At 53.1% G+C, this 24,902-nt stretch carries 26 protein-coding genes and 1 pseudogene; 17 read left to right on the top strand and 10 right to left on the bottom strand.

Annotated elements, in window-relative coordinates; all coding sequences use genetic code 11:
• Positions 1 to 48 precede the first annotated feature (48 nt).
• From CWM58_RS05620 to ccmI, 7 genes are read left to right on the top strand one after another with little or no spacing between them, the layout of a single operon-like run.
• Complete coding sequence (locus CWM58_RS05620; protein WP_100680483.1) at positions 49 to 786, top strand: heme ABC transporter permease; 738 nt, start codon at positions 49 to 51, stop codon at positions 784 to 786.
• Positions 783 to 1,013, top strand: a complete 231-nt coding sequence (gene ccmD, locus CWM58_RS05615; RefSeq protein WP_004203001.1) for a heme exporter protein CcmD — start codon at positions 783 to 785, stop codon at positions 1,011 to 1,013. Before CWM58_RS05620 ends, ccmD begins: the two co-directional genes overlap by 4 nt.
• On the top strand, positions 997 to 1,455 hold the full coding sequence (gene ccmE / locus CWM58_RS05610) for a cytochrome c maturation protein CcmE (protein ID WP_004143391.1): 459 nt from the start codon (positions 997 to 999) through the stop codon (positions 1,453 to 1,455). The genes ccmD and ccmE overlap by 17 nt, the downstream gene beginning before the upstream one ends.
• Entirely contained in the window at positions 1,452 to 3,404 is a 1,953-nt protein-coding gene (locus CWM58_RS05605; protein WP_023297787.1) for a heme lyase CcmF/NrfE family subunit, read from the top strand. The genes ccmE and CWM58_RS05605 overlap by 4 nt, the downstream gene beginning before the upstream one ends.
• A complete protein-coding gene (locus CWM58_RS05600; RefSeq protein WP_008804532.1) occupies positions 3,401 to 3,955 on the top strand; it encodes a DsbE family thiol:disulfide interchange protein in 555 nt (184 codons plus the stop codon). The genes CWM58_RS05605 and CWM58_RS05600 overlap by 4 nt, the downstream gene beginning before the upstream one ends.
• A gap of 11 nt (positions 3,956 to 3,966) precedes the next feature.
• The gene (locus CWM58_RS05595) at positions 3,967 to 4,413 is read left to right on the top strand and encodes a cytochrome c-type biogenesis protein (RefSeq protein WP_162493314.1); all 447 of its coding nucleotides are present in this window, start codon (positions 3,967 to 3,969) and stop codon (positions 4,411 to 4,413) included.
• Entirely contained in the window at positions 4,410 to 5,252 is an 843-nt protein-coding gene (gene ccmI / locus CWM58_RS29010; protein WP_100680481.1) for a c-type cytochrome biogenesis protein CcmI, read from the top strand. Before CWM58_RS05595 ends, ccmI begins: the two co-directional genes overlap by 4 nt.
• Positions 5,253 to 5,499: 247 nt before the next feature.
• On the opposite strand, the gene CWM58_RS05585 is transcribed toward ccmI, so the two are convergent.
• The 3 genes from CWM58_RS05585 to CWM58_RS05575 all read right to left on the bottom strand — a co-directional run bounded on the left by CWM58_RS05585 (position 5,500) and on the right by CWM58_RS05575 (position 7,170).
• A complete protein-coding gene (locus CWM58_RS05585; RefSeq protein ID WP_046620139.1) occupies positions 5,500 to 6,018 on the bottom strand; it encodes a GNAT family N-acetyltransferase in 519 nt (172 codons plus the stop codon).
• 25 nt (positions 6,019 to 6,043) lie between these two features.
• Complete coding sequence (locus CWM58_RS05580) at positions 6,044 to 6,505, bottom strand: GNAT family N-acetyltransferase (RefSeq protein WP_100680480.1); 462 nt, start codon at positions 6,503 to 6,505, stop codon at positions 6,044 to 6,046.
• 62 nt (positions 6,506 to 6,567) lie between these two features.
• Positions 6,568 to 7,170: a helix-turn-helix domain-containing protein gene (locus CWM58_RS05575; protein WP_100680479.1), complete on the bottom strand. Its 603-nt coding sequence runs from the start codon at positions 7,168 to 7,170 to the stop codon at positions 6,568 to 6,570.
• 43 nt (positions 7,171 to 7,213) lie between these two features.
• Between CWM58_RS05575 and CWM58_RS05570 the strand changes: the two genes are divergently transcribed.
• The 5 genes and pseudogenes from CWM58_RS05570 to CWM58_RS05550 all read left to right on the top strand — a co-directional run bounded on the left by CWM58_RS05570 (position 7,214) and on the right by CWM58_RS05550 (position 11,390).
• Complete coding sequence (locus CWM58_RS05570; protein WP_100680478.1) at positions 7,214 to 7,909, top strand: B3/4 domain-containing protein; 696 nt, start codon at positions 7,214 to 7,216, stop codon at positions 7,907 to 7,909.
• Between the two features lie 32 nt (positions 7,910 to 7,941).
• A pseudogene (locus tag CWM58_RS05565) lies at positions 7,942 to 8,412 on the top strand (dihydrodipicolinate synthase family protein); the annotation flags it as partial.
• Between the two features lie 227 nt (positions 8,413 to 8,639).
• On the top strand, positions 8,640 to 9,002 hold the full coding sequence (locus CWM58_RS05560) for a TonB family protein (protein WP_038422683.1): 363 nt from the start codon (positions 8,640 to 8,642) through the stop codon (positions 9,000 to 9,002).
• 178 nt (positions 9,003 to 9,180) lie between these two features.
• Positions 9,181 to 10,218, top strand: a complete 1,038-nt coding sequence (locus CWM58_RS05555) for a S66 peptidase family protein (protein ID WP_100680477.1) — start codon at positions 9,181 to 9,183, stop codon at positions 10,216 to 10,218.
• A gap of 236 nt (positions 10,219 to 10,454) precedes the next feature.
• On the top strand, positions 10,455 to 11,390 hold the full coding sequence (locus CWM58_RS05550) for an ATP-grasp fold amidoligase family protein (protein WP_100680476.1): 936 nt from the start codon (positions 10,455 to 10,457) through the stop codon (positions 11,388 to 11,390).
• Here CWM58_RS05550 and ccrB read toward each other — a convergent pair.
• Together ccrB and CWM58_RS05540 are read right to left on the bottom strand one after the other, a co-directional pair.
• Positions 11,387 to 12,448: a HAMP domain-containing histidine kinase CrrB gene (gene ccrB, locus CWM58_RS05545; RefSeq protein ID WP_100680475.1), complete on the bottom strand. Its 1,062-nt coding sequence runs from the start codon at positions 12,446 to 12,448 to the stop codon at positions 11,387 to 11,389. The two genes, CWM58_RS05550 and ccrB, sit on opposite strands and share 4 nt — an antisense overlap.
• A complete protein-coding gene (locus CWM58_RS05540) occupies positions 12,445 to 13,149 on the bottom strand; it encodes a response regulator (protein WP_100680474.1) in 705 nt (234 codons plus the stop codon). The genes ccrB and CWM58_RS05540 overlap by 4 nt, the downstream gene beginning before the upstream one ends.
• Before the next feature lie 282 nt (positions 13,150 to 13,431).
• Between CWM58_RS05540 and CWM58_RS05535 the strand changes: the two genes are divergently transcribed.
• The 4 genes from CWM58_RS05535 to CWM58_RS05515 all read left to right on the top strand — a co-directional run bounded on the left by CWM58_RS05535 (position 13,432) and on the right by CWM58_RS05515 (position 18,701).
• Entirely contained in the window at positions 13,432 to 13,821 is a 390-nt protein-coding gene (locus CWM58_RS05535; protein WP_100680473.1) for a transporter, read from the top strand.
• A gap of 229 nt (positions 13,822 to 14,050) precedes the next feature.
• On the top strand, positions 14,051 to 14,935 hold the full coding sequence (locus CWM58_RS05525) for an ABC transporter six-transmembrane domain-containing protein (RefSeq protein ID WP_100680580.1): 885 nt from the start codon (positions 14,051 to 14,053) through the stop codon (positions 14,933 to 14,935).
• A gap of 37 nt (positions 14,936 to 14,972) precedes the next feature.
• Positions 14,973 to 18,089 carry a multidrug efflux RND transporter permease subunit KexD gene (gene kexD / locus CWM58_RS05520; protein ID WP_100680472.1) on the top strand — a complete coding sequence of 1,039 codons (3,117 nt, stop codon included), beginning with the start codon at positions 14,973 to 14,975 and terminating at the stop codon, positions 18,087 to 18,089.
• Positions 18,090 to 18,164: 75 nt separating this feature from the next.
• A complete protein-coding gene (locus CWM58_RS05515) occupies positions 18,165 to 18,701 on the top strand; it encodes a GNAT family N-acetyltransferase (protein ID WP_100680471.1) in 537 nt (178 codons plus the stop codon).
• Positions 18,702 to 18,829: 128 nt separating this feature from the next.
• Here CWM58_RS05515 and CWM58_RS29210 read toward each other — a convergent pair whose 3' ends face one another.
• The 4 genes from CWM58_RS29210 to budA form a co-directional block, all read right to left on the bottom strand.
• Positions 18,830 to 19,471, bottom strand: coding sequence for a hypothetical protein (locus CWM58_RS29210; RefSeq protein WP_061154312.1), 642 nt, complete (start codon positions 19,469 to 19,471; stop codon positions 18,830 to 18,832).
• Positions 19,472 to 19,869: 398 nt separating this feature from the next.
• Complete coding sequence (locus CWM58_RS05505) at positions 19,870 to 20,640, bottom strand: (S)-acetoin forming diacetyl reductase (RefSeq protein WP_008804546.1); 771 nt, start codon at positions 20,638 to 20,640, stop codon at positions 19,870 to 19,872.
• A 23-nt stretch (positions 20,641 to 20,663) separates the two neighbouring features.
• Positions 20,664 to 22,343, bottom strand: a complete 1,680-nt coding sequence (gene alsS, locus CWM58_RS05500) for an acetolactate synthase AlsS (protein ID WP_100680470.1) — start codon at positions 22,341 to 22,343, stop codon at positions 20,664 to 20,666.
• 9 nt (positions 22,344 to 22,352) lie between these two features.
• The gene (gene budA, locus CWM58_RS05495) at positions 22,353 to 23,132 is read right to left on the bottom strand and encodes an acetolactate decarboxylase (RefSeq protein WP_008804548.1); all 780 of its coding nucleotides are present in this window, start codon (positions 23,130 to 23,132) and stop codon (positions 22,353 to 22,355) included.
• A 106-nt stretch (positions 23,133 to 23,238) separates the two neighbouring features.
• Here budA and CWM58_RS05490 point away from each other — a divergent pair, with 106 nt between their 5' ends.
• The gene (locus CWM58_RS05490; protein WP_100680469.1) at positions 23,239 to 24,111 is read left to right on the top strand and encodes a LysR family transcriptional regulator; all 873 of its coding nucleotides are present in this window, start codon (positions 23,239 to 23,241) and stop codon (positions 24,109 to 24,111) included.
• 19 nt (positions 24,112 to 24,130) lie between these two features.
• On the opposite strand, the gene CWM58_RS05485 is transcribed toward CWM58_RS05490, so the two are convergent.
• Positions 24,131 to 24,901 (bottom strand): 3-hydroxybutyrate dehydrogenase, encoded by a 771-nt coding sequence (locus tag CWM58_RS05485; RefSeq protein WP_074385615.1) that lies wholly within the window; start codon positions 24,899 to 24,901, stop codon positions 24,131 to 24,133.
• Between the last annotated feature and the right edge of the window lies 1 nt (position 24,902).

Genomic DNA, 24,902 nt, shown 5'->3' with positions numbered 1-24,902 from the left:
TCGCTGCGCCTGCGGGCGCGGCCATCATAACCGTGTGAGTAAGCGTCTATGTGGAAAGCGTTACATCAACTGGCGATCCCCGAGCGGCTGTACCGCCTGTGCGGGTGCTGGATCCCCTGGCTGGCGGCGTTGAGCGCGCTGTTGCTGGTCATTGGGCTGGGGTGGGGCTTTGGCTTCGCCCCCGCGGACTATCAGCAGGGGGAAAGCTACCGGATCATGTACCTTCACGTCCCGGCGGCGATGTGGTCGATGGGGCTGTACCTGGCGATGGCCGTTGCGGCCTTCGTCGGGGTGGTCTGGCAGATCAAAATTGCCGACCTGGCGATCGCCGCCCTGGCGCCGGTGGGGGCGGTCTGCACCCTGGTGGCGCTGGTCAGCGGCGCGGCGTGGGGCAAGCCAATGTGGGGAACCTGGTGGATCTGGGACGCCCGCCTGACCTCAGAGCTGGTGCTGCTGTTTCTTTACGCCGGGGTCATCGCCCTGTGGCACGCCTTTGACGACCGGCGGCTGGCCGGGCGCGCGGCGGGGATCCTCGTCCTGGTCGGGGTGGTCAATCTGCCCATCATTCATTACTCGGTCTACTGGTGGAACACCCTGCACCAGGGCTCGACCAACCTGCAGCAAACCATTGACCCAAGCATGCGTCTGCCGCTGCGGATCTGCATCTTTGCCTTCCTCACGCTGTCGGTCACACTGACCCTGATGCGCCTGCGTAACCTGATCCTGCAGCTGGAGCGCCGTCGACCGTGGGTGGTAGCGCTGGTGAATAAAGGAGCTGCCCGATGAGCCCCGCCTTTTCGTCTTTCGCCGCCTTCCTGAATATGGGCGGCTATGCCTTGTACGTCTGGCTGGCGGTGGCTGTGGCCGTCGCCGCCTTTGGCTTGCTGACGGTGCACACTCTGTGGGCGCGGCGGGCACTATTCCATGAGGTGCGACGCCAGCAGGCGCGCGAGCGGCGGATCGCTGCCGCCCGCGAACATGACAAGGAGGCCGCGGATGCAAGCGCGTCGTAAAACCCGGCTGTATATCGTGCTGGCGGTGCTCGCCGGCCTCGGGCTGACCGTCAGCCTGACGCTGTACGCCCTGAGCAGCAATATCGATCTGTTCTACACCCCGGGGGAAATTATCTACGGCAAAACGGAAACCCGGGCGCTACCCCATACCGGTCAGCGGCTGCGGGTGGGGGGCTACGTTCAGCCGGGCTCCCTGCAGCGCGACCCGCAAACCCTCGACGTGCGCTTTAAGCTGTATGACGCCCGCGGGGTGGTGGACGTCAGCTATAAGGGCATTCTGCCGGACCTGTTTCGTGAAGGTCAGGGCGTGGTGGCCCAGGGCGTGCTGGACGGCGAGCGGCATATCACCGCCCAGCAGGTACTGGCCAAGCATGATGAAAATTACACGCCGCCGGAGGTGAAAAACGCCATGACGCCGGAGAAAACGGGGGCGCAGCCATGATGCCGGAGCTGGGCAACTTTTTATTGTGTCTGGCGGCGGGGCTGGCGCTGCTCCTGAGCGTCTATCCCCTGTGGGGCGCGGCGCGGCAGGACCGGCGGCTGATGGCCCTGGCCCGGCCGCTGGCCTGTGGGCTGTTCGCCTGTATCGGCGGCGCCTTCCTGCTGCTGGTGCACGCCTTCGTGGTCAATGACTTTACCGTCCGCTACGTGGCGGAAAACTCTAACAGCGCGCTGCCGGTGTGGTATCGGGTGGCGGCGACCTGGGGGGCGCACGAGGGCTCGCTGCTGCTGTGGGTCCTGCTGCTCAGCGTCTGGACCTTCGCCGTCGCCTTATTCAGCCGCCGAATGCCGCTCGACGCCGTCGCCCGGGTGCTGGCGGTGATGGGGATGATCGCCTTTGGGTTCCTGCTGTTTATCCTCTTTACCTCCAACCCGTTCAGCCGCGGCCTGCCGCAGTACCCCATTGATGGCCGCGACCTCAATCCCCTGTTGCAGGATATCGGCATGATTTTCCATCCGCCGATCCTCTATATGGGTTACGTCGGCTTCTCGGTGGCTTTCGCCTTTGCCATCGCCTCGCTGCTGGCGGGGCGGCTGGACACCGCGTGGGCGCGCTGGTCGCGTCCCTGGACTCAGGCGGCATGGATGTTCCTCACCCTCGGCATCGTGCTGGGCTCGGCGTGGGCCTATTACGAACTGGGCTGGGGCGGCTGGTGGTTCTGGGACCCGGTGGAAAACGCCTCGTTTATGCCGTGGCTGGTGGGAACCGCGCTGCTGCACTCCCTGGCGGTGACCGAGAAGCGCGGCAGCTTCCGCGCCTGGACGGTGCTGCTGGCCATCGCCGCCTTCTCTCTGTGCCTGCTGGGCACCTTCCTGGTGCGCTCCGGGGTGCTGGTCTCGGTGCATGCCTTCGCCTCGGATCCGTCACGCGGGCTGTTTATTCTGGTACTGCTGATTGTCGCCATCGGCGGATCGCTGCTGCTGTACGCCCTGAAGGGCGGCCGGGTGCGCGCGCGAGTGGAACATACGCTGTGGTCGCGCGAGTCGTTCCTGCTCGGCAACAATATCTTGCTGATGGCCGCGATGCTGGTGGTGCTCCTCGGGACGCTGCTGCCGCTGGTGCATAAAGAGCTGGGCCTCGGCAGCATCTCCATCGGCGAGCCGTTCTTCAATACCATGTTCACCGCCCTGATGGCGCCGTTTGCGCTGCTGCTGGGGCTGGGACCGCTGATCCGCTGGCGGCGCGATGACGTCGCCAGGCAGATTAAGCGCCTGATTATCGCCCTGGTGGTGACGTTGTCACTTTCCCTGGCGCTGCCGTGGCTGCTGCAGGACCGTATCACCGCCATGGCGGTCATAGGTCTGATGATGGCCCTGTGGGTGCTGATCTTCGCCCTGATGGAGGTTCACGAACGGGCCACCCATCGCCACGGCTTCTGGCGCGGCCTGCGCACTCTGACCCGCAGCCAGTGGGGGATGGTGCTCGGTCACGTTGGCGTGGCGGTGACCGTTATCGGCATCACCTTTAGCCAGAACTACAGCGTGGAGCGCGATGTACGGATGCGCCCCGGCGACAGCATCGATATCCATCACTATCACTTTGTGTTTAACGGCGTGCGCAATATCGTCGGCCCCAACTGGACCGGCGGCGAAGGCATTATTGCCGTGACCCGCAACGGCCGCCCGGAAGCGACGCTGTATGCCGAGAAGCGCTTTTACACCGCCAGCCGGATGATGATGACCGAGGCGGCGATCAGCGGCGGGCTGACCCGCGATCTGTACGCCGCGCTGGGGGAAGAGCTGAGCGACGGCAGCTGGGCGGTGCGTCTGTACTATAAACCGTTCGTTCGCTGGATCTGGTACGGCGGGGTGCTGATGGCCCTCGGCGGTCTGTGCTGCATGCTCGACCCGCGCTACCGGATGCGTAAGAAGCTGCAGGAGGCCTCATGAACCGGAAGCTACTGTTTATCCCGCTGGTGCTGTTTCTGGCGCTGGCCGCCGCGTTGTTCTGGCAGCTGATGCGCAACGCCGATGGCGATGACCCGACGACCCTCGAGTCGGCGCTGATTGGCAAACCGCTGCCGGAATTTCGCCTTGAAGCGCTGAATACCCCCGGTCAGACGCTGGACCGGCGCACGCTGATTGACGGCAAGCCGCTGCTGCTTAACGTCTGGGCCACCTGGTGTCCAACCTGTCGCGCCGAGCATCAGTTTCTCAACGGCCTGGCGCAGCAGGGCGTGCGGGTGGTGGGGATGAACTATAAAGATGATCGGCAGAAGGCGATGAGCTGGCTGCAGCGCCTGGGGAACCCGTACATGCTGAGCCTGTACGACGGCAACGGCATGCTTGGCCTGGACCTGGGCGTTTATGGCGCGCCGGAGACGTTTCTCATCGACGGTCAGGGGATCATCCGCTGGCGGCACGCCGGCGACCTGAACGAACGGGTGTGGCGCGAGGAGCTCCAGCCGCTGTGGGATCAATATAACCGGAGGGCGGGCTGATGAGATGTGTAATGGTCATCCTGCTGGCGCTGATGCTGACCGGCCAGGCGTGGGCCGCCATCGACACCTGGCAGTTTAAGGATGAGGCCCAGGAGCAGGCCTTTCGCGAAATCACCTCCCAGCTGCGCTGCCCGAAATGCCAGAACAACAGCATCGCCGACTCAAACGCGATGATTGCCGCTGATATGCGGCAGAAGGTGTACGAGCTGATGCAGCAGGGGAAAACGAAAGGGCAGATCGTTGACTATATGGTGGCCCGCTACGGCAATTTTGTCAGCTACGAGCCGCCGCTGACCGCTGGCACGGTGCTGCTGTGGCTGGGGCCAGGGCTGTTCGTGCTGGCGGGCGCGGGGGTGATTATCGCCCGCGCGCGTCGTCGCGACATCCCTGACGCGGCGCTCAGCGCCGAAGAGCGCCAGCGGCTGGCGGCATTATTGAAAGAAGGAAAAGAACGATGAGCCTGTTGGTGGTTATCGTCGCGCTGCTGCTGGCTGGCGCGCTGGGGCTGCTGTACTTCCCGTGGCCGGGCAAAGGGGCGGTGGACCGCGATGCCCTCAACCGCGTCCTGTACCAGTCGCGCCTGCAGGAGCTGGCGCAGGAGCGCGGCGAGGACAACCCGGCGCTGGTCGTCGAGCTGCAGCGCACGCTGCTGACGGATATTCCGCCCCAGGCACAGCCTGGCGAACGGCCGCTAAGCCGCTGGGCGCTGCTTCCGGGCGCGCTGCTGCTGGTGGTTCTGAGTCTGGGCCTGTATCTGAAAACCAGCGATATTGGCCAGGTGCTGCTCTGGCAGCAGGCTGAACGGCATTATCCTGCGCTATTGCAGCAGGTTAAGGACCCGACGGCGCCGCCGCTGCGTATGGATGAGCTGGCGGAGCTGCGGCTTGGCCTGCGCAGCCATCTGCAGACTACGCCGAACGACCTCGCCGGCTGGCAGCTGCTTGGGCGTCTTGGCCTGTTGTTGAACGATGGCGAGACAGCGATCGGCGCCTTTGGCCGGGCGCATTATCTGGCGGCGGATGACCCTGCGGCGGCTTTCGATTACGGCAGCGCGCTGGTGCGGGCGGGGGATAACGGTCAGGTTCGGATGGGCGAGTTGCTGCTGCGTGACCTGCATCAGCGGCAGCCGAACAGCCTGCCGGTGCTGGAGATGCTGGCCCTGAGCGCGGTGCGTAATGAAGATTACCCCGAAGCCGTGGCAGCCTTGCAGGCGTTACTGGCCCGGCTGCCGGAAGGGGATGCGCGGCGCGAGGCGATCGTCCGCCAGCTGGCGCAAGCGCAGCAGCAGGCGCAGTAACTGTCCGGCGGCGCTGCGCAGGCGCGGGCCGACGAAGGGCGCGAATAGTTTGGTAGGCCGGGTCAGGCGCAGCCGCCACCCGGCAAAATTATGGCACAAGAGGGGCGCAACAGCGTAGCCCGGATAAGGCGCCACGCGCCGCCATCCGGGATTTTCCGAGCCGGCGCTACGCTTAGCCGCTAGCGCGTGACGTCCCCTGGTGCCGATCACGCCTGCTGTGTGCCAGAGCGGACGTCGTCATGTTTGTTCAGCTAACACCCGTTGAGCGTTTCATAATGATATCTCTCTGGGGATCTGTCCCAACCTGGAAGATATGTTCACCCACCTCGGTAAACCCAAGCTTACGGTAAAAAGAGATTGCCCTTGGGTTATGTTCCCAGACACCTAACCAGACAATATCCGATCCCTGTGCCGCAAATTCAGCAAAGCACTTGTGTATCAGCGCTTTTGCAAAACCTTTGCCATGATAAGGTTCATCGATATACAGACACAGGATTTCCCCGGCGTGAATGCTATTTACACAGGGAGGAAATGCTTCCCACCTCAGTTGGGCATACCCTATCAGTTTGCTTTCGTATTCGCAGACTAATGTAATCCAGTCTTCTCTGAGGATTTCTTGCAACTGAATATCTGTTGAATAACTTGCCTGGCAGTGAAGCTCCATATCCTTCTGAGTATTACCCGCTTCAAACGTTTTTCTAAAGGTGCGTTCGGCTAAAATGGCAAGCTCTTCTGCATCAGAGGGACGGGCCCTACGGATTAACATTTATCATTACTCTCAAAAAATAGTCTTACTTTTGCCCGGGTTGACGATAAATATCGGGTCGATTGATTTGCCAGACAAAATCTGGTTGGTTCAATGGGTTATACCCAAGCTTCTGGTAGAGCCAGGGCGCGCTAGAGGTTACCAGCATTATCCGTCGCAGGCGTGACATCACAGGATGGGCGTGACAGCATTCAATCAGCCAACGACCAAGACCACTTTTCTGATACTCGTTCAGCACGTAGACGTCGCACAAATAACCAAAAGTGGCATAGTCGGTGACCAGACGGGCGAAGCCGATTTGTCTTGTTCCATCCAGAAGCGCAAAACAAAGGCTGTTCTGGATTGATATCCTGACCGTTTCAGCATCAATGCCTGCCGCCCATGACGATTGCGAGAGGTAATCGTGAATGGCTTCCAGCTGAAAAAAGGCGGGATCGGTTGTGACAGTAAACTGGCCTTGGGTAAAACGCAGATGCTGATTATCCACTAAACGACTCCTTGCAAACTTGCTTTGATGAGACAAGCCCTACAGGCATACCGGGCAACCACTCAGGATGCTTTCTCATGTACTGTCATGATAAATACCAGCGGGCTCTCCCCCTGGTTTTCGTAGAAATGAGGAACGTCCGTTCTGGCCGTTGCCGAACAGCCGGTTTTTACCCGATACAAATGGTCCTTTACCCCCAATGTGAGCGTGCCCGACTGAACATAAAACAGTTCAAGCGTTCCTTCCGTGTGGCCCGGTGAAGCAAACTTTTCCCCCGGCTGCATTTCCCACATCCAGAGCTCGGTCATATCAGGGCCACCCGACCCTGCGAGCAGTCTTGCTCTCCCGCCTTTTTCACCTTCCCACAATTCTGGGATCTCATCTTCAGCGATGAGATGCACAGTCGGTTTGGAACTGACATCCACAAAATCAGCCACCGAAACTCCCATCGCGGCAGCCAGGCGGCATAACAGGGCAATGCTGGGATTGGCCCGGCATCCCTCTATCTCAACCAGCGCTCCCTTACTGACGCCTGCCCGACGGGAGAGTTCATCGAGGGAGATTTTCTTTTGCTTACGATACTGTTTAATTCGCTGAGATACGGCTTCATTCACCGTGTTGACGATAGAATTTGCATCGGTCATTAAATTGACTTTTTTGGTCATCGGTCATTATCATGGAATAAATTAGTCATTACAGGATTATCACGTGTTAACAGTATCTCCGTCAATTGCCCCTGAAATTTATCGTATTGCCCCAGGTTTTCGGGCACTCAGTATCTGCGTAAAAGCTGCGCCAGTGCTCCATCCCGACGCTGGAGAAATCGCGCTGCGGGAAGCCTGTGAAGGCGTTCTGGCCGGCGAACCGGAATGGGCGGGATCTCATCTGGCAGCCTGGGCCGACGTTTTTCAAAAGTTTGGTGCTAAACCTAAACGCACCCCTTGCTCAGCTGATGCGTTACGTAAGCGCGTATTACGTGACGGAACGATGCCCGCGCTCGATCCCATCGTTGATCTTTATAACGCCGTGAGTCTCCGCTACGCCGTACCGGTTGGTGGGGAGAATATCTCTGCCTATCAGGGTTCACCACGTCTGGCTGTGGCAAACGGAACAGAGCCTTTTGATACCGTCAAAGAGGGTGAAACGGCCGTTGAATATCCTTCACAAGGAGAAGTTATCTGGTGTGATGACACCGGCGCGACCTGCCGCCGCTGGAACTGGCGACAGGGGATCAGAACCCGTCTGGGCGTGGACGCTCAGCAAATGTGGTTCATTCTGGAAAGCCTGCCGCAGATGCCGCTGGAGAAACTGCACGAAGCCGGGAAGATGCTGACCGACGGCCTGCAAAAAATGATGCCCGGCCTGTGGTTTGACGTTGCTCTCATCGAAGAACAACAGCAGTAATATCCTTCAGGAGAAACAGGTATGTTTAGCGGTTATCGGCGTTTACATTAACCCCAATAACCGCCAGCGGCGTGGATGAAAAGGGGTTCAGCCATATGCTTTCCCGCCGTACAGATGCTCGGGTTGATTCTATGGGCATCCTGGGGTCAACCGCACGCTACGCCTATCTGACCCGGGAGCAGCGCAAGCGCGTAGCCACTCTGGCAAAACAGCATGCCGGGGACATCCCGGTTATGGTCTGTGTGGGATCGGTCCGTATCGACGCCATTCTACATCTGGCTGATGATGCCCAGGCAGCTGGCGCGAATGTCCTGTTACTCCCGGCGGTCAGCTACCAGTCACTCCGTGACGACGAAGTCTTCTCACGCTTCGAGACCGTTACCCGGCACCTGTCTGTACCAGTGTGTATCTCTGAAAATCCGGGCACGACGCATTTTACCTTTACGGACGAACTCCATGGTCGTCTCTCATCACTTAAGGATGTTAGATCGGTCATGTTCCCTGACGAGCTGACAGCTGGTAAAGGAATCATTGATACACTCGCTCAGCTCCCACTAGTCCTGATAGTGAAACGACCTTGGGAAAGGATGTGGTACGAAGCGCCTGGTAAGAAGGTCAAAGGGATTGCCGCTGAAGACGCGGTATTCACTGATCATTTCATCTGGTAGCCTGTCACTCGCACCGTTGGTAACGTGAAGATTCATGGTTAATTTTGGAGTTCGGACGATTTATGCAAGCTATCAGACTATTCACCCTGATTCTGCCATTGTTCCTGGCACTCTGCGCCGGTATACCGGCCAGCGCCAGCACACCTTCAGGCAGCATTTCCTCTGCAAATGCAGCAATTACCACTCATGATAAGAACGGAAACCTCCTGCCGAATGCTCTGCGGATTCAGTATGATGTTGATTCAGATGGCAGAGTTCAGAATGTTAAGATACTGGAATCGACAACGACTCCGGAGTTTGAACATAAAATCATCGAGAAAATGATGAGTAAATGGCGCTTTGAAAAGGGGAAACCGGGAATAGCTAAAAGAGTAGTCGTCATGATCCAACCCAAATCAGCCGGCGGTCCCGCGAATAAGCAGTAAGCACTTTTGAGGATTAGTTGCCTGACGCATCATCTACGCCGGTAAAGTCCCTTGGGTGCCATGAGCAGACCTTTTAAAGGCTCATAGAAAAAACAAGCGGAGTGTTCGCCTGTTAATTTTACATCCTGGCTTTAATTATGGATTATGGAATTCTATATGTTCTGAAAAGGATTTATCCATGAGTGTCCTCTTTCCACCCAGGCTGGCTCCAGGAGATGTTATTGGTGTAACCGCTCCCTCTTCTGGCGTACCTGAACATCTGCATCCCAGACTGGAACTCGCCATAAAAAACCTAAAGAAAAGAGGTTACCAGGTCCGCGAAGGACGCTGCTTACGCTCGCAGCACAAAAATAAAAGCGCCACTAAATTTTCTCGCGTTGAAGAATTAATGTCTTATCTTACTGACCCAGATATAAAAGCTGTTATGCCACCTTGGGGCGGTGATCTGGCGATGGAATTACTTGATTTGATTGATTTTGATCTGTTGTCCCGGTCTAAACCAAAATGGTTTGTGGGCTTTTCAGATCTTAGTACACTTCATTTCCCACTGACGACGATATCGGGCTGGGCTACTTTGCATGGGCCGAACCTCATGGATCTTGGCGCTCAAAAGTTAGATGCCACCACTCAGGCCGTATGGGAAATTCTGGAATCGAATCGGGGAACTGTAATCAAACAGTACTCTTCAACAGCATTTCAAGCGGATGAAAATCAATGGGGAACAGCGTCAGACGGAGGTTTCAATCTGACCCAAAAAACACAGTGGAAACGCCTTGATGGTGTTACATCTTCTCTGACATTTAGCGGGAAACTGATCGGCGGCTGCCTCGAAATAATATCCAGGTTAGCAGGTACACCATTCGGGAATGTGCCCTTGTTCAAGGCGAGCAATAGCCCTCAAGGAATAATCCTCTATTTTGAAAATGTGGAAATGGCTCCCTGTGAATTTACACGCGCATTATTTAGCTTACGATTACAGAGTTGGTTTGATAACTTAAATGGTGTTCTTATCGGCAGAAGTGCTGCACCCGACGTAAGCGACCCGACTAAACATAATTATCTGGATGCCCTTAAAGCCGCTTTTGAGAATATTGCCGTGCCCGTACTGTATGATGTTGATATTGGCCACATACCTCCTCAAATATCCCTGGTCAATGGAGCCGATGCGACGGTATTTTTCGCTGAAAATGGTAGCTGGGTAACTCAGCAGTTGTAGATAAGGCAGTATTAATCACAAAGGCGGGCCTTGCTGTTCTTTTGCACTGAAGATCCGCTCTTAGTTCAGAGCGGATCTTCAGTGCAGTTAACTTTTCCGATTCGTGCAAGGCGCGGACAATGGTCCGGATTAATTTCTGTTAATAAAGAAGCAAGTCGGTCCATATACTCTCCATAATTTGCAAAAAATAAATCAACAAACCTCTGTCAGAATTTCCTTTCTGAACAGGAGGTGTTATGAACAAAATAAACTATCAAATCAAATACATTGAATATTTATTGAGAAAATGCAGAACAATTTTGACTAATGACATTTCATTTCATGCAGACAGGTTAAGAGAAATATCTGGCACATATCCGGATTTACTCAACCCTGTAACGCTTAATGAGAAAATTTGCCATCGCATTTTATTTATCCACAACCCATTTTATACATTGCTTGCTGATAAACTTCTGGTCAGGGAGTATGTTGAGAAACGGACTAACTTAATTAAGCTTATTCCTTTAGTAGGTGTTTATAACAGAGTTGATGATATTGATTTCGACAAACTGCCCTCAAAATTTGTTTTGAAATGCAATCATGATAGTGGTAGCGCGGTCATATGCACGGACAAAACGAATATTGATCCCGCTAAGATTAAAAGCAAATTAAAACTATCTCTTAAAAAGAATATGTATTATACGACCCGAGAATGGCAGTATAAAAACATACCCCCCGTGATCCTATGCGAAATGTATCTGGATCTATTTTCCAGTAAACACCGGAATATAACTCCGGAAATGATAAGAATACATTGCTTTCACGGTGTGGCATGTTTTATCGAGGCCGACTTTACTGACAGCGATGGAAACGAATTCATTAACGTTTATGACAGAGCGTGGAATTTACAACCCTTTCAGATGGAATACCCAAACACGCCATTGCCGGTTGATGAACCAGAATCATTTCATAAATCCGTTATTGCCGCCCAGGACTTAGCAAAAGAAATAGACTACTGCCGCGTCGATCTTATGCTAAAAGGAGATGATATCTATTTCAGCGAAATAACATTAAGTCCCAAAAGAGGCAAACTTAAAATCACCCCATCAATTTGGGACGCAAAACTCGGCAGTATGTGGGATCTGTCTGTTGCTAAAACAGGTTCGATCGAGCCTGTGTATTCATGCCCTTAAACAGGCCATGAGAGTTTGAAAAGTGAGCCATTTTCTGGTGTTAAACTATAGCTAACGTCTCCGCCGTGGGCGCACATAATGGCTTTAACTACCGACAACCCTAAACCACAGCCCTCTGGATTAATATTTTTGGCGTATTCTCCTCGTTGAAAAGGCTGGAATAAGGACTTCTGGAGTTCTTCAGGAATTCCAGGTCCTTTGTCCTGAACGATAATAAAATTATCGTTTCCTGTAATACCATTTTTTATTAAAAGCGTTTGTGATGTGGAATATTTCAAGGCATTATCAAAAAGAACGGTGAGGCACTGAATAATGCGTAAGGGATCGCAAACGCAATACTGATGGTTAATCTCAGTGACAATTTTGAAATGCTTTTTATCAAAGTCCGGCCAAAAGGTATCAAGCGCATTTGAAATCGTGGCCTTGAGATCGACTTCACTCAGCATCAAGGAGTATCCTGCTCCTCCTGACGAACTCACGACGCGGAGATCCTCAATTAAGTTGGTCAGACCTTCAGTTTGTTTAAGAAGGTTTCTGAATAACGACGGTTCTGGTTCGAAAACGCCGTCAACCAGTCCCTGAAGCCTCCCACGTAAGATAGTCACCGGCGTCCGGAGTTCATGAGCAATTGCAGCATTCCATAAATTTCGCTGCGTATCCAGCGTCTGTAACTTTTCAGCCATCTCATTAAAGTCATTGACGAGCCTATTCATCTCTCCCAACTTAGAACTGCTGTTAAATGCTCTGGCACTAAGGTTTCCCTGAGAGATTTGTTTCAGGCTGTATGCGACGTCATTCAGTGGGTTGAATATTCTTGCAGACAGCTTTACGGTAAAGAAAAGTGCAACGACCAGACTGGTAATGGACGCCATCAGAATCCACATCCAGTCAAGGAATGTCATAGCATCTTCACTACCTTCGTTCATTCCACCCGGCAGGTAATAAATCAGGAAACTATAAAATAAGTAGGAACCGAGTATTGCAATGGCAATAATAACAAACGTTAACAACAACATATATGTCAAAATCTGACGGCTCAGAATTGTTTCTTTGTTCATTTTTTGTCACCCAACCGGTAGCCTAATCCTCGGATGCTTTCCGGAATGCCCCTCAATCCGGCATGTTCAAGCTTTTTCCGAAGTTTACTCATATGACTGTCTACAGTACGATCCAGCGTGTCTCCCTCAGGTAAACACGCATCGAGTAACTCTTCACGTGAACAGACTTTTCTCGGGTTTCTCGCCAGATAGGTTAAAAGTTTAAACTCAGTGGTGGTTAGTACTGGCGTGGAAACCTCACCTTGTGCAGTGATTTCAACGTAAAACTCATCAGGATAAATCGTTAAAAAAGGCGTTCTTAAAGGCCGTGAATGTGTAGACTCTGCAACCGGTCTGGTTCTGCGAAGCACTGCTTCAACCCTGGCAATAACCTCAGATGGATTGAAGGGTTTTATCACATAGTCGTCAGCCCCGAGCCGTAGCCCCATCAGTTTATCAACGTCTTGATCCAGTGCTGTCACCATGATGACCGGTACATTCGTTTCCTTTCTTAACGTGGTGAGAACATTCCAGCCATCGTACACGGGCAGGTGGATGTCCAATAGCAGGAGATCAGGCTTGTTCAGACGGGTAAGATTGATTGCCTGCTCACCGTCTTCGGCTCTTAAGGTTTTCATACCTGCCTTACGTAAATAGCCTGTCAGTATGGCAGCGATGTCATCATCGTCTTCTGCGACGATAATCAGATTGTTGTTGTTCATATTTTCTTCCACAGTGCTGATGACAACATGCATTTTACCCTGAAAGCACTTTTATCGTCATGCTTAAAGCTCTTTAACTCAATTACAAACATTAATTTTCAATTTGATGTCTTTTGACAGGTACTTTTTGGAAAAGTTCATCAAGAAATTTTCTTAAAATTTTACCAGACTCACTCTCCATATTCACTACACATTTTATAAATAATTAATCAACATCGCTAAGTGATAATCTACAACCAGGTTAAGTGGTGCATGCAATATGTACTTTGTCTAAGGAGTTTTATGGTGCTGACTAAATGTTTTTTCCGGCGCGAGAATTTGATGGCCTCACTTTTATTTTGCATCGTTTCATATGGGTTGCTATCTACCTGGCTTTACCTTGTGCATTCAATTAATGAAAAAGTAGAATCCACATTACCCTCATCTTTACTGATTCGTGTTTTGATAATCATTACAGCATTATCATTTATTATTCAGAAAAAACCTGGAGTTTTTAAAAACTTCATTGCAATAACATTCGGTCTGGTTTTACTGTTTATACACACCATCATTGTATTACATCTGCTTTTGAATACTTTTCCAGATATCTATGATTTTGTTTTTTATTATGAATTTTTTTTAATGCTTTTCTTTTGCGGACTACCTTTATGTTTATGTATAAGAATGGTTTGATATTATGCAATGTCAATATGATACATAACCTCAGGAGTGAGTACACATATCCTCCATAAAACATCCATTCACGATTGACATCATCACGTTACACTTAGCACATGGATTTATGACTGCTCTGTTCTGCTGTCTCGTTTCACTTAGCTGACATAATAAACCAACTGCAGAACCCTTTACACACAGATGTTTAATATAATTTATCATGATTTATAAAGGCAACGACAAACCTATGGCCCCCGGGGTTGCTATCTCACTTAAGAGACTTGCCTGGCGGCACAGAAAGAAATTGTGCATTACTTTCATGCTGGTTATTGCTGAAAACGTTGCATTCCTGCTCTACCCCGTTCTGGCGGGCATGGCGATAAATGCCATCCTGGGCGGACAGACGTCACATGCGGCCCTTTATGGCCTGATGGTTCTGTTCATGTGGTGCATGGGAGCCGCCAGACGTAGTGTCGATACGCGAACGTTTGCACGTATCTACGCAAGTCTTGCTGTGACTGTAGTATTATCCCAGCGAAAATATTCACTTAATCACTCGACTATTGCTGCGAGAGTCACTCTGTCCCGTGAATTTGTAGATTTCTTCGAGTTGCACCTGCCCGTATTGATCACCTCGATCATTTCCCTTTTCGGCGCAGCAATTATGCTGTTATGGATTGAATTCTGGACAGGTATAGTCTGTTTGATCATCGTGGCAATACTGATGTGTTTTGTCTCAAGCTATGCCAGCAAAAATGAGTCATTCTACAGACGGCTGAATAATCGCCTTGAGAAAGAGGTCGATTATGTTAATAAGGCGTCTTTTGGTGCTCTTAAGCGACATTATGACACACTTGCCCGTCTGCGCGTGGTGTTATCCGACAGAGAGGCATGGGGATATTTATCAATAGGCCTTCTGGTTTCTGCTCTCTTTTCCATGACCATTATCAGGATGAGCATGGAATCCGGAATTAATGCCGGACATATTTATTCCGTCATGACCTATATGTGGATGTTTGCAACAAGCCTGGATGACGCACCACAACTTCTTGAGAAATTTTCCCAGCTCAGGGATATCGGTAAACGGGTTTCGACTGACGATGAGACCTCTTTATCAGGAAAACCATGCTGAACTTTTACCCTTTGTATGTTGACTGGAAGTACACCTGATGCCGCACTTTTTCATTGAGCGCCCCATCTTCGCATGGGTTATTGCCCTGTTTATTGTTCTGACGGGACTGTTGTCCATACCTCGTTTACCGGTTGCGCAATACCCTGAAGTTGCGCCACCCGGTATTATCATTTCAGTGAGTTACCCTGGAGCCAGCCCGGAAGTGATGAACACATCCGTCGTGTCTCTGATCGAGCGTGAAATTGCGAGTGTTGACAATTTACTCTATTTTGAATCTTCCAGTGACACGACAGGGATGGCGTCAATTACGGTAACTTTCAAACCCGGCACCGACATCAAACTCGCCCAGATGGATCTGCAAAACAAAATTAAAATTGTGGAATCTCGCCTGCCGCAGTCGGTAAGACAGAATGGGATAAATGTTGAGGCAGCTAATTCCGGTTTTTTAATGATGGTGGGGTTAAAATCGCCAAACGGAGACTATCAGGAAGCTGACTTAAGCGATTATTTTGCAAGGAATGTTACTGATGAACTCCGTCGCGTACCCGGTGTAGGTAAAGTCCAGCTTTTTGGCGGAGAAAAGGCACTCCGCATATGGCTGGATCCGATGAAATTACACAGCTATGGGCTCTCTGTTACGGATGTATTAAGCGCCATCAGTCAACAAAACGTGATTGTTTCACCGGGCAGAACCGGAGATGAACCCGCGACGAGCAGCCAAGAGGTGACCTATCCAATAACGGTAAAAGGGCAGCTCTCTTCGGTTGAAGAATTTCGCAATATCACGATTAAATCACAGGTCTCAGCCGCCCGGGTGACACTGGCAGACGTTGCCCGCGTGGAATCCGGGTTGCAAAGTTACGCATTTGGCATCCGTGAAAATGGCGTGCCTGCAACGGCAGCCGCCATTCAGTTGTCTCCTGGCGCAAATGCGATTAGTACTGCGTCGGGTATCCGCGCGCGGTTAACAGAACTGTCCGGTGTGCTTCCCGAGGGAATGACATTCACCGTGCCTTTCGATACGGCTCCATTTGTAAAGCTATCGATATTGAAGGTAGTTGAGACATTTGTTGAAGCCATGGTTCTGGTCTTTTTCGTGATGCTGCTTTTCCTTCACAAGATACGCTGTACGCTTATTCCTGCGATTGTGGCACCCGTGGCGCTGCTCGGCACATTTACCGTAATGCTATTAAGCGGTTATTCCATCAATATTTTAACCATGTTTGGAATGATACTGGCCATCGGGATTATTGTTGACGATGCTATTGTTTTGGTGGAGAACGTCGAACGACTGATGGAAGACAAAAAAATGTCTCCACAGGATGCAACGCGAGAAGCGATGCGTGAAATTACGCCGGCAATCATTGGTATTACGCTGGTGCTCACTGCGGTGTTTATACCAATGGCCTTTGCCAGCGGTTCTGTGGGTATTATTTATCGACAGTTCAGCATTTCGATGGCGATATCCATTTTACTGTCGGCATTCCTGGCGCTGACGTTAACGCCTGCGCTTTGTGCAACCCTGCTCAAACCACATGGTATTCATCAGGGTAAAAGCAGCGCATTTTCAGCGTGGTTTAACGCTTACTTTCATCGCCTGACTTCGTTTTACGCCACTGGTCTGGGAATTGTACTGAAGCGTACTGGCCGTATGATGATGATCTACGCTGCATTATGTTTGGCATTGTTTGCCGGGCTGTCCACCTTACCATCATCATTTTTACCCGATGAAGATCAGGGTTATTTTATGTCCTCAATCCAGCTTCCTTCTGATGCCACGATGCAGCGGACGCTTAAGGTCGTCGATACATTTGAAGAGGAGATCGCCCATCGGCAGGCGGTAGAAAGTAACATTATGATCCTGGGATTTGGTTTCTCAGGGTCAGGCCAAAATTCGGCCATGGCATTCACCACCCTCAAGGACTGGAAACAACGCAAAGGAACCACGGCACAGGAAGAAGCTGACCATATTCAGTCCCAAATGGCAAACGTGCCGGACGCCGTAACAATGAGTCTGCTGCCTCCGGCCATTTCTGATATGGGAACCTCATCCGGGTTCACTTATTATTTACAGGACAGAGGGGGGAAAGGCTATCAGGCACTCAAAAAGGCGGCCGATGAGCTTATTGTACAGGCAAATCATAATCCTCACCTTGCCGATGTCTATATTGATGGACTTGGTGAGGGAACAAGCCTTTCCCTGCATATCGACAGGGAAAAAGCGGAGGCCATGGGGGTGTCGTTTGATGAAATAAATCAAACCATTTCCGTTGCAGCAGGTTCCAATTATGTTAATGACTATACCAATAATGGTCGGGTTCAACAGGTTATCGTCCAGGCGGACGCGCCATACCGGATGCAGCCCGAACAACTTTTGGCTTTGTCTGTCAAAAACCGTCTGGGGCAGATGCTTCCGTTATCCACTTTTGTGACGCTTTCGTGGAATGTTGCACCGCAGCAACTGATACGCTATCAGGGATATCCTGCCATACGCATAACCGGCAGTGCCGCACAGGGGAAATCGTCAGGTACCGCAATGGAGGCAATGGACAATCTGGCTAAGCACTTACCACCGGGGTTCGCCGGGGAGTGGGCGGGAAGTTCGTTACAGGAAAAAGAGTCTGCATCACAGCTTCCGGGTCTTATTGTGCTCTCGGTACTGGTGGTATTCATGGTGCTGGCTGCTCTATACGAAAGCTGGTCCATTCCCTTCTCGGTCATGCTCGTTGTTCCTCTGGGGCTGCTCGGCGCTGTGCTGGCCGTATCCGTTACGAATATGACGAATGACGTCTTTTTCAAAGTGGGTCTGATAACCCTGATTGGACTTTCCGCCAAGAATGCGATTCTGATTATCGAGTTCGCGAGACAATTGATGAAAGAAGGAAAGAGCCTTATTGACGCGACATTGACGGCTGCAAAGTTACGCTTACGGCCAATTCTGATGACTTCTCTGGCTTTCACATTAGGTGTTGTTCCGCTGATGCTTGCCAGTGGAGCCAGCGACAGCACGCAGCATGCGATTGGTACCGGTGTATTCGGCGGGATGATTAGCGGAACGCTACTGGCCATTTTCTTTGTTCCGGTATTTTTCGTGACGATCACACGATTTACAGGCATGCGAAAATACAGACTGGGGAATAGCCGGAACGGCTAATCTCTGCCCTGTGTTCCGGCCAGTTTAAAGCAGACTTCTTGCTGAACTGGCTGGCATTACATTATCAAGGACATTATGAACATCATTACCACTCAAAGGTTAATCATTCGCCATTTTAAGGAAGAGGATGCGGCAGCTCTTTTCGATTACCTCTCTTCACCACGTACTCCTTGCTTTAAGGATGAAAAGTTACATTCACTCGCTGAGGCAGAGGTCGACGTGGCTAAACGAGCCTCTGACCCAACACAGTTTGCCGTTTGTCTAAATGAAACCGATACGTTAATCGGACATCTTTTTGCGGACAATAGCAACGAGCCAGACAGCAATACCTGGTCAGTAGGCTGGCATTTTAATCAACGTTACGAACATCAGGGATATGCAAGCGAGTCAGTTGCTGCACTGTTTGATTATTTATTTAAAGTAAAAGGCGCCAGACGTTTGTATGCCTGGGTGGAAGATTATAATTACTCCTCTCAAAAACTATGCGAACGACTACTTATGCGACGTGAAGGATGTTTTAAAGAATTTGTCTCCTTTGAAAACGAGGAGGGTAAGGCAAGGTATGACGACACATACATCTATGCGTTACTGCATAAAGAATGGACGAAGTAGAGGACGAAGAAAAATGTCCGCTCCTCGCTCATGGCGGACCTTTGGCTCAGTTAACAGTTCGCGCCGTGCCAGAAGCGGATCTCGCTTACTGCCAGGTATCAGTATTTACGGGAAGCAGATCAGCCAGGCTAGGGATATCTATTATTGAGTATTGAACTGAAATCGTATGTCTTGGATTTAAAATCGTTTGCGGGTGGGATATAGGCATTGAGCTTTTTACTGATGCTTGATACTCTCAGAGCACAAGCAGCGACCCAACACCATACTATAAAAGCCACAATAACGACGTATAGAGATTTCAAAATCTCTATACCATCACTCTGTGAAGAACTTCTGTATATCTCAGCACCGATATATAATAGCAACGATATTAACACAAAAGGTATTATCCACTTATGGAATTTATGAGGGTATATATTCCCGTTAGTAATTGTGTACATGCCCTGATAACGCAAGACTGCCTTCAAGGACGGAATCAATGACTGTGCATAATCGGAACTCAAGCATATGATTTTATAAGATAAATGCCAATCTCTATGCAGTCCGAACGACTGTAGGCGGAACTGCTGTTCCGCCTTTGCTAACGGATCGGAGATGGGTACAGAAGAGGTTCTAAGCCATTCGACTGCTTTTATCTGCTCGGAGGATGAGCGTGAAAAAAAGTCTCTGCGATGAAACTGAATATACTTTTTTGTAATCGCTCCAATGATAGTAAGAATGACTGCGGAAACCACTTGGTTACTAAATAGGTCCTTTATTACCGATATCATAGCTTTTCTCCTGCTTATCTAATTTCTAAAAGAGATAATATTTTATTTTTTAAAAGCTAAAAAATTTGGTTCCTCAATTTTATAGCAACTACAGTTCCTTTCAAAAGATCTCAGTCTAAAGAATACTACTTTCTCCGGCAGCAACTCCATTACCTGTGGTTTAACACGTAGCATAAAGTCATCAATGGAGCTATCCCGTTCCCGAACTTCCGCTCCTCGCTCAAATCAGACCTTCATCCCAGTCAGATTGCCCACGTCGTGCCAGAAGCGTAAGTAAGAACGCCAGAAGCCCGCAAATATTGATGCTTCGTTTCGCCGGGATGCTTACACTTACACCCAAACCAAAAAAAAGCCCCTGCGCGAAAGCAGGGGCAAGCCATGTCAGAGCTTATTTTTTATTAGTTAAATACCATCCCGCCGTCGATCAGCAATGACTGACCGGTCATGTAATCAGAATCCGGGCTGGCAAGATAGGAGACGCAGGCGGCGACATCTTCCGGCTCGGACAGCCGACCGAGAGTGATGCGTTTGGCGAACTCGGCGGTACCGTAGCCCAGCGGTTTACCGGCGGCTTCGGACACCTGGCGGTCAATTTCGGCCCACATTGGCGTTTTGACAATCCCCGGGCAGTAGCCGTTGACCGTGATGCCCAGCGGCGCGAGGTCGCGAGCGGCGGTCTGGGTTAAGCCGCGTACCGCGAATTTACTGGAGCTATACACCGCCAGCTCCGGGTTGCCGACGTGGCCGGCCTGGGAACAGGCGTTGATGATTTTCCCGCCGTGCCCCTCTTTCTTAAAGGCTTCGACCGCCGCCTGGATGCCCCAGATCACCCCTTTAACGTTGATGTTGTAGACTTTGTCGACAATCTCCGGGGTGATGGACTCGATCGGCGTAGACGGCGCCACACCGGCGTTATTGACGATGACGTCGAAGCCGCCCAGCGTTTTGCGTGCCTGTTCGACGGCGGCAAACACCTGGTCGCGGTCAGAAACATCCACTTTCACCGCCACGGCGTGTCCGCCGGCCTGGTTAATTTCGGAGGCGACCGCTTTGGCGGTGGCATCGTTATAATCGGCAATGGCCACGGCAAATCCATCCTTCACCAGACGAAGCGCGATAGCTTTACCAATCCCCTGGCCGGCGCCGGTAACAAGTGCGACTTTTTTCATTTTCCTTTCCTTATTGTGATGACTTACAGAATCTGACTCAGATGCAGCTGACCCATCAGCAGCGGGTTATCGCGATAATCCACCGGGATGGCCACCACCGCCGGGCCGTCGACGTCCATCGCGGAGCGCAGCGTCGGCTCCAGCGCCTCGGCGCTTTCCACGGCAAACCCTTTGGCGCCGAAGGACTCGGCATAGGCTTTAAAATCCATCGGCCCGAACTCGACGCCGGACAGGCGCTGGTATTTTTTCTCTTCCTGAATAGCCACCATGTTGTAGCCGTTATCGACCCAGATGAGATGCAGCACGTTGGCTTTCAGGCGGACGGCGGTCTCCAGCTCCATGCTCGACTGCAGGAAGCCGCCGTCGCCGGAGACGGAGACCACTTTGCGCTCAGGATTGACCAGCCAGGCGCCGATGGCCCAGGGCAGGGCGACGCCCATGGTCTGCTGGCCGTTGGAGATCATCACCTGACGGGCGCGGAAGCTGTACAGGTAGCGGGCGATCCAGATATGGAAGCTGCCCATGTCCACGGTCAGCGTGACGTCGCTGTTGACGATATCCTGCATGGCGCGAACGATGCGCAGCGGATGCAGGGCAAACTGATTCAGCTGCGCGCCGCGGCGGTCCAGCAGCTCGCGCTGGTGCTGGCGGTCGCGGAGGATCTCCGCCGCCTGCGGGGAGAGCACCAGCCGGTGATCGATATTTTGCGCCAGCTTGTTGAGGGTGCCGGCGATATCGCCCACCAGCTCGACATTCGGGGTGTAGTTGCGCTCTTCATAGGCGGGCAGCACGTCGATATGCACCAGCGTCGCGTTGCCGCTGTTCCACATCGCCGGTTCATATTCCACCGGGCTATAGCCGATGCAGATCACCAGGTCGGCGAGCTGCAGCAGACGGTCCCCGGCCTGGTTGTTAAACAGCCCGACCCGACCGGCGAAGCGAGAGAAGTTATCCTGATTCACCGCCCCGGCGGCCTGATAGGTGCTGGTGACCGGAATATGGCTGGCCTCCAGCAAACGGCGCAGCGCCGCGCTGTTTTCCGGCTGGCTGGCCATCAGGCCGAGCAGGAAGATCGGGTTCTTCGCCTGAGCGATAAGCTTCGCCACCTGGTCGATGGCGTCATCCGGCGCGGCGCCCATCTGCGGAGCCCGGCTGGCCGGCAGTACTTTACCGCTGACCGGGCCATCGACCACATCCTGCGGCAGGCTGACGAACGCGCTGCCCGGGCGGCCCTGCTCGGCGGCACGGAAGGCGTTGGAGACCACTTCCGCCAGCGCATCCGGCGCCGTCACCTCGACGGCGTATTTGGTGACCGGGCTGAACATCGCCACCGTATCCATACTCTGATGGACCTGCTTCGCCTTATCGGCGCGTTTCACCGCGCCGCCCAGGGCCACCACCGGGTCGCCTTCGCTGTTCGCGGTGGCCATGCCGGTGATCAGGTTGGAACAACCCGGACCGGAGGTGACCAGCGCCACACCCGCTTTGCCGGTAATGCGTCCGACCGCGGCGGCCATAAACGCGGCGTTGGCTTCGTGACGTACCGGAATAATGCGAATCGAGGAATCCAGCAGTGAGTCGAACACCTTGTCGATTTTGGCGCCGGGGATACCGAAGATCTGACGTACGCCTTGCGCTTCCAGCTGGCTGACGACGAGATCGGCGCCGTGCGCCCACTGGCGTACCGGATACTGTTTGTCCATGTGAACCCCTTAACTTTCTACGGAACGGATGGCGGCATCGAGATTATCGGGATGCAGATTGGCCTGCAGGAACGCGCTGTCGGCGGGCAGGTCGATCATCAGCTTGTGAATTTCGCCGAAGGTTAACACCCCGTGATCGAGCTGGTAATCCAGCAGGTGACCGCCGCCTTTGCGGTCATCGGTAATAAAGTGCTCGTGATACCCGGCGACGTTGATCCCCTGCATATGCTGCGGGGTACGGAAGCCAACCAGCACCCCTTCGCGCTGGTTAAAGCGGAACACCGGCTGATCGTCGAGGACGTCGGTCATCGCCCGGTACGGCGGCGTCTGGCGCGGCACAGTGCGGGTATGGGCATGGCGGAAATGGCCGTCGATGCGCAGGGCGCAGAACAGGTTGTCAGAGGGAATTTGCTGGTCAATAACGTCGTGCAGTTGCTGGCGGCTCACCGGATGGTCAAAGGTTTTCCGGTACTGCGGCTGGAACCAGGTCATCACCGCGAACGGCGTTTTCTGCTCCGGCTGGGCTTTGCGCGCGCTACCGTCGGCGCGCAGCTGATAGACCTGACTGCTGAAGGCGATCAGCTCCCCGTCCAGTTCATTAAAGGTGCCGAGGCCGAAATCGCCGTGTTTCAGCAGGTCCGCGATGGTGGTGCTGCCTTCGTAAACCCCGCTCAGCAGGGCGCTCATTAGCGATGTCTGATAGAGCACGCTCTCGGGATGCTGCGCGGAAAACGCCCGTAGGGTTTCGCACAGACTCTCTTCGCAGGTGCATTCAGCAGAGTGATTCATATACCACTTCCTCGTTCAACAAATATAAGAAAGGTTAAATAAATGTTGACCCGATTCAGCTCACAGTTCCAATATAGAAACCATGCTGGTTTGAGACGTTTTCGATATGGAACTTCGTTATCTTCGTTATTTTGTCGCCGTCGCCAGGACGCGGCACTTCACCCAGGCCGCCAAGGAACTGGGTATTTCACAACCTCCGTTAAGTCAGCAAATTCAGCGACTTGAACGAGAGGTGGGGACCCCGCTGTTTCGGCGTTTAACCCGCGGGGTGGAGCTGACGGAAGCGGGAGAGTCGTTCTATGAGGATGCCCGCCAGATCCTCGCCATGAGCGATGCGGCGCTGGAGAAGGCCAAGGGCATTGCGCGCGGGATGAACGGCAGCCTGTCGCTAGGCATTACCAGTTCTGATGCTTTCCATCCGCAAATCTTCACGTTGCTGCATCGTTTTCAGCTCGACCACCCCGGGGTGACCCTGCACCAGATGGAAGACAATATGGCCAATCTGATGACCGCCCTGAGCGAGGCCGAGCTGGATATCGCCTTCGTCCGTCTGCCGTGCGAGAGCAGTAAAGCCTTTAATCTGCGGATTATTGATGAGGAGCCGATGGTCATCGCGTTGCCGCGCGATAACCCTCTGGCGACGCAGCCGACCCTGGCTCTGGAGCAGCTGCGCGACGTGGCGCCGATCCTCTTCCCGCGGGAGGTGGCCCCCGGGCTGTATGAGCTGGTGTACAACAGCTGCCTGCGCGCCGGAATCGACATGGATCGTGCCTGGCAGTCGTCGCAGATTTCGTCGTCGCTGAGCATGGTCAATGCCGGGTTCGGCTTCGCGCTGGTTCCGCAGTCGATGACCTGCATTCAGCAGCCGAACGTCAGCTATCACCCGCTCAGCGGGGCGCCGCTGAAGACCGATATCGCCATCGCCTGGCGCCGCTTCGAGCGCTCGCGCACGGTGAAACGTTTTCTGGCGATGTTCTGATCTTCGCGGCGCCAGCGGCTTACTGCGCCACCCAGCCGCCATCCATGTTCCACGCGGCGCCGCGCACCTGGGCGGCGGCGTCGCTGCACAGAAACAGCGCCATTTCGCCCAGCTGCTGCGGGGTGACAAACTCCCCGGAGGGCTGTTTTTCCGCCAGCAGCTGGGCGCTGGCCTGCTCCGGATCGACCCCCTCGGCGATGCGCTTATCGATCTGCTGCTGCACCAGCGGGGTCAGCACCCAGCCCGGGCAGATGGCGTTGCAGGTAATGCCGCTGCGCGCGGTTTCCAGGGCCACGGTTTTGGTCAGCCCGACCACCGCGTGCTTGGCGGCGACGTAGGCCGATTTCTCTTTCGACGCCACCAGGCCATGCACTGAGGCAATGTTGATGATGCGCCCCCAGTTGCGCTGGCGCATACCCGGCAGCGCCAGGCGAGTGGTGTGGAAGACGCTGGAGAGGTTAATCGCGATAATATCGTTCCATTTGTCCACCGGGAACTGATCCACCGGGGCGACGTGCTGGATGCCGGCGTTATTGATCACGATATCGACGCCACCGAAGGTGCTTTCGGCATAGTGCATCATCGCCTCGATCTGCCCGACGTCGCGCAGGTCGGCGTCGTGATAGCCGGGGATCTTGCCCAGCGCGGCGACTTCAGCGCGGGCGTGGCTGCTGTCGCCGAAGCCATTGAGTACCACCTGCGCGCCCGCCTGAGCCAGCACTTTGGCGATCCCTAAACCGATCCCGCTGGTGGAGCCGGTGACTAGCGCCGTTTTACCGTGCAAATTCATT

The sequence above is a fragment of the Klebsiella sp. H-Nf2 genome (assembly GCF_002806645.1).
GTDB lineage: Bacteria > Pseudomonadota > Gammaproteobacteria > Enterobacterales > Enterobacteriaceae > Klebsiella > Klebsiella variicola.
Note: the sequence above shows the minus strand (reverse complement) of the source record. Positions and strands in the feature narration are given on the sequence as shown.

Coding starts and splice junctions, on each gene's coding strand:
- CWM58_RS05600 (WP_008804532.1), top strand. CDS start 3,401: ATGAACCGGAAGCTACTGTTTATCCCGCTGGTGCTGTTTCTGGCGCTG.
- CWM58_RS05535 (WP_100680473.1), top strand. CDS start 13,432: ATGGTGCTGACTAAATGTTTTTTCCGGCGCGAGAATTTGATGGCCTCA.
- CWM58_RS05595 (WP_162493314.1), top strand. CDS start 3,967: ATGGTCATCCTGCTGGCGCTGATGCTGACCGGCCAGGCGTGGGCCGCC.
- ccmD (WP_004203001.1), top strand. CDS start 783: ATGAGCCCCGCCTTTTCGTCTTTCGCCGCCTTCCTGAATATGGGCGGC.
- CWM58_RS05485 (WP_074385615.1), bottom strand. CDS start 24,901: ATGAATTTGCACGGTAAAACGGCGCTAGTCACCGGCTCCACCAGCGGG.
- budA (WP_008804548.1), bottom strand. CDS start 23,132: ATGAATCACTCTGCTGAATGCACCTGCGAAGAGAGTCTGTGCGAAACC.
- CWM58_RS05585 (WP_046620139.1), bottom strand. CDS start 6,018: ATGTTAATCCGTAGGGCCCGTCCCTCTGATGCAGAAGAGCTTGCCATT.
- CWM58_RS05490 (WP_100680469.1), top strand. CDS start 23,239: ATGGAACTTCGTTATCTTCGTTATTTTGTCGCCGTCGCCAGGACGCGG.
- CWM58_RS05505 (WP_008804546.1), bottom strand. CDS start 20,640: ATGAAAAAAGTCGCACTTGTTACCGGCGCCGGCCAGGGGATTGGTAAA.
- CWM58_RS05620 (WP_100680483.1), top strand. CDS start 49: ATGTGGAAAGCGTTACATCAACTGGCGATCCCCGAGCGGCTGTACCGC.
- ccmE (WP_004143391.1), top strand. CDS start 997: ATGCAAGCGCGTCGTAAAACCCGGCTGTATATCGTGCTGGCGGTGCTC.
- CWM58_RS05560 (WP_038422683.1), top strand. CDS start 8,640: ATGCAAGCTATCAGACTATTCACCCTGATTCTGCCATTGTTCCTGGCA.
- alsS (WP_100680470.1), bottom strand. CDS start 22,343: ATGGACAAACAGTATCCGGTACGCCAGTGGGCGCACGGCGCCGATCTC.
- CWM58_RS05550 (WP_100680476.1), top strand. CDS start 10,455: ATGAACAAAATAAACTATCAAATCAAATACATTGAATATTTATTGAGA.
- CWM58_RS05525 (WP_100680580.1), top strand. CDS start 14,051: ATGGCCCCCGGGGTTGCTATCTCACTTAAGAGACTTGCCTGGCGGCAC.
- CWM58_RS05575 (WP_100680479.1), bottom strand. CDS start 7,170: ATGACCAAAAAAGTCAATTTAATGACCGATGCAAATTCTATCGTCAAC.
- CWM58_RS05555 (WP_100680477.1), top strand. CDS start 9,181: ATGAGTGTCCTCTTTCCACCCAGGCTGGCTCCAGGAGATGTTATTGGT.
- CWM58_RS05515 (WP_100680471.1), top strand. CDS start 18,165: ATGAACATCATTACCACTCAAAGGTTAATCATTCGCCATTTTAAGGAA.
- CWM58_RS05540 (WP_100680474.1), bottom strand. CDS start 13,149: ATGAACAACAACAATCTGATTATCGTCGCAGAAGACGATGATGACATC.
- CWM58_RS05605 (WP_023297787.1), top strand. CDS start 1,452: ATGATGCCGGAGCTGGGCAACTTTTTATTGTGTCTGGCGGCGGGGCTG.
- CWM58_RS29210 (WP_061154312.1), bottom strand. CDS start 19,471: ATGATATCGGTAATAAAGGACCTATTTAGTAACCAAGTGGTTTCCGCA.
- kexD (WP_100680472.1), top strand. CDS start 14,973: ATGCCGCACTTTTTCATTGAGCGCCCCATCTTCGCATGGGTTATTGCC.
- ccrB (WP_100680475.1), bottom strand. CDS start 12,448: ATGAACAAAGAAACAATTCTGAGCCGTCAGATTTTGACATATATGTTG.
- ccmI (WP_100680481.1), top strand. CDS start 4,410: ATGAGCCTGTTGGTGGTTATCGTCGCGCTGCTGCTGGCTGGCGCGCTG.